Here is a 5,287-nt window from a genome sequence, read left to right on the forward strand (position 1 = left end):
CTCCCGGACCCTGCTCCGGCACGGAAAGGCATGATGGACATCCTCGCCCACCCGAATCCCGCGCTGCGTCAGCCCGCCGAGCCGGTCGACCCGGCGGCGGACGATTCACTGCGCCCGCTGGCGGCCCGGATGGCGCGTCTCATGTATGAAGCCCCCGGCATCGGGCTCGCGGCGACGCAGGTCGGCGTCCAGAAGAGGCTCATCGTCTTCGATCTCGACGAGCAGCTCGTCGCGCTGTGCAACCCCGAGATCGCCGAGCGCTCCGAGGAGACGGAGACCGACGAGGAGGGCTGCCTGTCACTTCCCGGCATCACCGTCCCGGTCGAGCGGGCGTCGCGCGTAGTGTGCACCGCGCTGGACCTCGACGGCGAGCCGGTCCGCATCGAGGCGGACGGTCTCTACGCCCGCCTGCTCCAGCACGAGACCGACCACCTCGACGGCGTGCTGATCATCGATCGTGCCACGCCCGAGGAGCGCAGGGCGGCCATCCGCCGCTACAACGAAGCCCGCGACGAGACGGGCTGACCAAAGGCGAGGGGGTGCCGAACGGTGCGCGTTGTGTTCCTCGGCACGCCCGAGTTCGCTGTGCCGTCGCTGCGCACGGTTGCGGAGGCCTGTGACGTCGCGCTCGTCATCACGCGGCCGGACGCCGCCTCGAAGCGCGGGGGCGCGCTCCACCCCTCCGCGGTCCGCGTGGCGGCCGAGGCGATGGGTCTACGCACTGAGACACCCGAGTCCCTTCGGGGCGATGCCGCGGCTGTGCTCGTAGCACAGGCCGCGCCCGACCTCGGGGTCGTTGCCGCGTACGGCTCCATGCTGCCCGCTGCGGTCCTCGCGATACCCGCCTACGGGTTCATCAACGTGCACGCCTCGCTCCTCCCTCGGTGGCGGGGCGCCGCTCCCGTGCAGCGCGCCATCCTCGCCGGCGACGAGGTCACCGGCGTGTCGATCATGCGCGTCGAAGAGGGGCTGGACACCGGCCCGGTCTGCCTCGAGCGGCAGGTCGCCGTCGGTGACCACACGACGGAGTCGCTCACGGCCGAGGTCGCCCGGACCGGCGCGGCGGCACTCGCCGACGCGATCACGGCGATCGAGGCGGGAACGGCCGTGTGGTCGCCCCAGGACGACGCATGTGCCACCTATGCCGCGAAGGTGACGGTCGCCGACGTCGCGATCGGACCCGACATGACGGCGGCCGAGGCCCGCCGCCGGATCCGTGCGTCCTCAGGCTCCGCTCCGTGCCGCATCACGGTCGACGGCCGCCGGCTGACCGTGACCGCCGTCGCGCCGGCCGATGCGGCCGTGCCCCCGGGCCGCGTGGTCCTGCAGCCGACCGGCGTGGCTCTCGGTCTCGCCGATGGCGCGGTCGTCCTCACCGAGGTCAGGCCCGAGGGACGCTGCACGATGTCCGCGGCCGCGTGGGTGAACGGTGCCCATCTGCCGCCCGAGGCCGTCTGGGGCCCCGCGTGACTGCTGCATCTTCCGCGAGGGCGCTCGCGCTGTCCGTGCTCACGCGCGTCCGCGAACGTGACGCGTACGCGTCCGAGGTCCTCGATGCACAACTCGCGCGGCGTCCCGTCTCGGCGGCGGACGCGGCGCTGGCCCATCGGATCGTCTTCGGCGTGCTCCAGATGCAGGGGACGCTCGACGCCGTCCTCGATCGCTACGTGGAGCGGCCGTCCGCACTCGAGCCAAGGGTGCGCGACGCCCTGCGCATCGCCGCCTACGAGCTGCTGTTCAGCCGCGTGCCGGCGCGCGCCGCCGTCAGCGAGGGCGTCGAGCTCGCGCGCGTGGCGCGGCCCGCGGCGTCCGGGCTCGCGAACGCGGTCCTGCGGCGCCTGGCGGCCGAGGCCGCGTCGTTCCCGTGGGCCGACCGCAGCGATCCGGCCGTCCTCGCGCTCGCGACGGGGCACCCGCGGTGGATCGTCGACGACCTCGTGGCGCAGTTCGGCCGCGACGCGGCGGAGCGGGTGCTCGACGCGGACAACACGCCGGCGCCGTTCTACCTCGCCGTGAATCCCTTCCGCGGGACGGCGGAAGCGGCGTTCGAGGCGCTGGCGGCTGAGGGCGCGGACCCCGCGCCAGGGCCGTTGCCGGGCTGCATCGTGTGCGGCGTGCCGTCCGCCGCGGTGCGCTCGCGTGCCGTTTCCGACGGCCTCGTGCTGGTCGCAGACGCGGCGGCGCAGGTGGTCGCCTGGCTCGTGGGAGCTCATCCCGGCGGGACGATCGTCGACGTCGCCGCCGGCCGAGGCACGAAGACTGTGCTCATGCAGGCGCGGGCCGCTGGCGCAGGCACGCCCGCACACATCACCGCCGTCGACCTCCACGAGTACAAGGCGCGCATCCTCGCCGAACGGACGGACGCGCTGGGCGTCCCGTGCGTCACCGCGCTCGCCGGGGACGCGACCGACCTCGCCGGCATCGACGGGGTGCCTGCCGCCGGCACCGCAGACGCCGTGCTGGTCGACGCGCCGTGCACCGGCCTGGGGACGCTGCGCCGCCACCCGGAGCGGAGGTGGCGCGTCTCGCCGGACGACGCCGCACGCCTCGCGGCCCTCGGCGCCCGCCTGCTGGCCTCCGCGTCGCGCCTTGTCCGCGTCGGAGGCGTTGTGGTGTACTCCACGTGCACCCTGACCGCCACCGAGAACGACGACGTGGTCGGCGCTTTCCTGGCTTCGGAGGCGGGGTTCAGGGTGCGTGACGTCGGCGGCAGCCTGCCGGAAGGGTGGAACGGCCGGGTCACGCCCGAGGGGTACTTCCAGTCGCTGCCCGAGCAGGGTGGCCCGGACGGTCACTTCGCGGCGGTGCTCGAACGGATCAGCTGAGGACGGCAACATCGGTCGAGGAGGACTCCATGCGCACGACGCGGATCGTCGAGATGCTCGAGGTCACGGAAGCCGCAGCGCTGGCCGCGGGCCGGTGGATGGGCAAGGGGGACAAGCACGCCGCAGACGCCGCCGCGGTCGAGGGGATGCGCAAGGCGTTCAACGACATCGACATCGCGGGCACGGTCGTCATCGGCGAGGGGGAGCGCGACGAGGCCCCGATGCTCTACATCGGCGAGCAGGTCGGGCGCGGCGGCGAGGAGATCGACATCGCGGTCGACCCGCTCGAGGGCACGAACCTCACCGCGCACGGTCAGCAGAACTCGCTCGCGGTCCTCGCGTTCGGGCCGAAGGACACGCTGCTGCACGCTCCGGACACCTATATGAACAAGATCGCGGTCGGTCCCGCGGCCGCCTCGGCCGTCCACATCGACGCAAGCCCCACCGAGAACCTCGCGAACATCGCCATAGCGATGAAGCGCCCCATCGAGGACCTCGTCGTGTGCATTCTCGACCGCGACCGCCACAAGGACCTCATCGCCGAGGTGCGGCAGGCCGGCGCACGGATCCGCCTGATCAGCGACGGCGACGTGTTCGGAGCGGTCGCGACCGCCATCGAGGGTACCGGCATCCACGTGTACTTGGGCATCGGCGCGGCGCCGGAAGGCGTGCTCGCGTGCGCGGCCATGAAGTGCATCGGCGGCTGTTTCATGGGCCGCTTCGCCTGGCGCAGCGACGAGGAGAAGGCGCGCGCCGTCGACATGGGCACCTGCAACATCGACGGCGTGCTCACCATGGACTGTCTGGTGAACACGGACGAAGCCGCGTTCATCGCCACAGGCGTCACCGATGGCGAGATGCTGCGAGGTGTGCGCTACTTCGGCCAGGGATCGAGGACTCACTCGGTGGCCATGGACGGCAAGACCGGCACGGTCCGCTTCATCGAGACCGTGTACCGCACCGGGTCCGAGAAGTTCTGGGTGCGGATGGACTGACGCCGGCTCGTTGCCTCGCGCGGGCCGGGGCTACTCCTTGGCGGCCGGACAGGACGCGCAGGCGTCCTTGGATCCGCTCGTCGGGCACGCGGGTGCGTCGTCCTTGGGCTTGGGGCGGTAGTCCGTGTTGTGGAAGCCCGAGCCCTTCAGGACCACGCCGACAGGGCTGAAGACGCGCTTGGCGACCGTGCCGCACTGCGGGCAGCAGACGTCGCCGGCCTCGGAGGCCGGACGGACGATCTCGAACACGTCGCCGCAGTCGGGGCAGCGGAAGTCATATGCGGGCATGCGGACGGGCCTTTCGCGAGACGTTTCGACGCGGCTTCGGCGCGGTGCGCGGGGCGCAAAGATAGCAACCTGCGCGCCACGCCCGCAAGGGCTGCACGCCCAAGGGCTGGTATAATCGCTGCCCATGGACCCGACCCCTCAGAGCCCCGTCCGGCCTCGGCGTGCCCTCGTTCCGCGATGGGTCCCTGTGGTTGTCGCAGTGCTCGCGCTGTGCGTGGCGGCGGGTGTCGCCGTGCCGCTCCTCGTGGGCCGTCGCCCCGACGTCACCGTCCCGAACGTCCAAGGGCTGGAAGTCGCCGTCGCCCGCAGCCGTCTCGGTGAGGCGGGCCTGCTGTTGACCTACGGCGACAAGCGGTTCTCCTCGACGGTCCCTCTCGGCGCCGTCATCGAGCAAGACCCACCCGCGGGCGGCGTGCTGCCGTATCGCGGCACCGTCGTGGTCATCGTCTCCGCGGGCTCCGAGGAGTTCACCATGCCCGACGTGCTGGGCATGAGGCTCTCCGAGGCGCGCACCCTGCTCGAGGGGCGGGGCCTCGTGGTGGACGTCGAGCCGGTACCGTCGGACGAACCGTCCGGCACGGTGCTGTCCAGCCTGCCGTCCCCCGGCGCCACGGTACGCACGTCCGAGGCGATACGGCTCGGGGTCGCGTCCTCGCGCGACTCATCGGGGTCGTTGCGCCCGTACGCCCTCTCCGGCGCCTCGTTCGTCCTTGACCCCGGGACTCCCCCGGAGGCGTCCGGTGAGGCGTCGGGGACCCCGGATGCGGCGCTCGAGGTTGTGAGGCGCCTGCGGTCGCTCTTGGAGGCGTCCGGAGCGACGGTCACGGTCACCCGCAATGCGATCGACGCCCCCGGCGCCGCGGATGACACCCAGCGCGCGGTGCGCGCGGTCGCAGCGAGCTGCACCGCCGTCGTGGGGCTGTCCGTCGACGAGTCGGCCCAGGGGATCGCCGTGTACGCGGCCGCGCCTACGGCGTCATGGCCCGCGCTCTACATCCCGTCCGCGGACCTCGCGCGGCGCATCTCGGACGCTTTGAAGGGGTCGCGGTTCTCCGCGCCGATCTCCAACGTCGCGAGCGACACGGTGCTCGCTGCCGTCGCCGCCCCCGGTGTGCGGGTGATCCTCGGCTCGGTGAACTCCGCCGAGGACCGCACCGCGTTCCGAGACCCCGACTGGGC

The 5,287-nt window shown here is 72.5% G+C and carries 6 protein-coding genes; 5 read left to right on the top strand and 1 reads right to left on the bottom strand.

The annotated features are described in order from the left end of the window. From def to glpX, 4 genes are all read left to right on the top strand, one after another. Positions 1-525, top strand: a 525-nt coding sequence (def, locus tag FDZ70_06000; protein ID TLM76842.1) for a peptide deformylase, incomplete at its 5' end; no start/stop codon positions are given. A 24-nt stretch (positions 526-549) separates the two neighbouring features. After that, positions 550-1,470, top strand: coding sequence for a methionyl-tRNA formyltransferase (gene fmt / locus FDZ70_06005; GenBank protein TLM76843.1), 921 nt, complete (start codon positions 550-552; stop codon positions 1,468-1,470). Beyond that, positions 1,239-2,825, top strand: a complete 1,587-nt coding sequence (locus tag FDZ70_06010; protein ID TLM76844.1) for an antitermination protein NusB — start codon at positions 1,239-1,241, stop codon at positions 2,823-2,825. The genes fmt and FDZ70_06010 overlap by 232 nt, the downstream gene beginning before the upstream one ends. A gap of 29 nt (positions 2,826-2,854) precedes the next feature. Beyond that, entirely contained in the window at positions 2,855-3,820 is a 966-nt protein-coding gene (glpX, locus tag FDZ70_06015) for a class II fructose-bisphosphatase (GenBank protein ID TLM76845.1), read from the top strand. Positions 3,821-3,850: 30 nt separating this feature from the next. On the opposite strand, the gene FDZ70_06020 is transcribed toward glpX, so the two are convergent. Continuing rightward, positions 3,851-4,108 (bottom strand): hypothetical protein, encoded by a 258-nt coding sequence (locus FDZ70_06020; GenBank protein TLM76846.1) that lies wholly within the window; start codon positions 4,106-4,108, stop codon positions 3,851-3,853. Between the two features lie 124 nt (positions 4,109-4,232). Here FDZ70_06020 and FDZ70_06025 point away from each other — a divergent pair. Next, on the top strand, positions 4,233-5,287 hold a 1,055-nt coding region (locus tag FDZ70_06025), incomplete at its 3' end, for a PASTA domain-containing protein (protein ID TLM76847.1).

The sequence above is a fragment of the Actinomycetota bacterium genome, from assembly GCA_005774595.1.
Classification (GTDB): Bacteria; Actinomycetota; Coriobacteriia; order Anaerosomatales; family D1FN1-002; genus D1FN1-002.

Bases quoted from the DNA above. Each gene is read 5' to 3' on its own strand.
- glpX (TLM76845.1), top strand. From the start codon at position 2,855: ATGCGCACGACGCGGATCGTCGAGATGCTCGAGGTCACGGAAGCCGCA.
- FDZ70_06020 (TLM76846.1), bottom strand. From the start codon at position 4,108: ATGCCCGCATATGACTTCCGCTGCCCCGACTGCGGCGACGTGTTCGAG.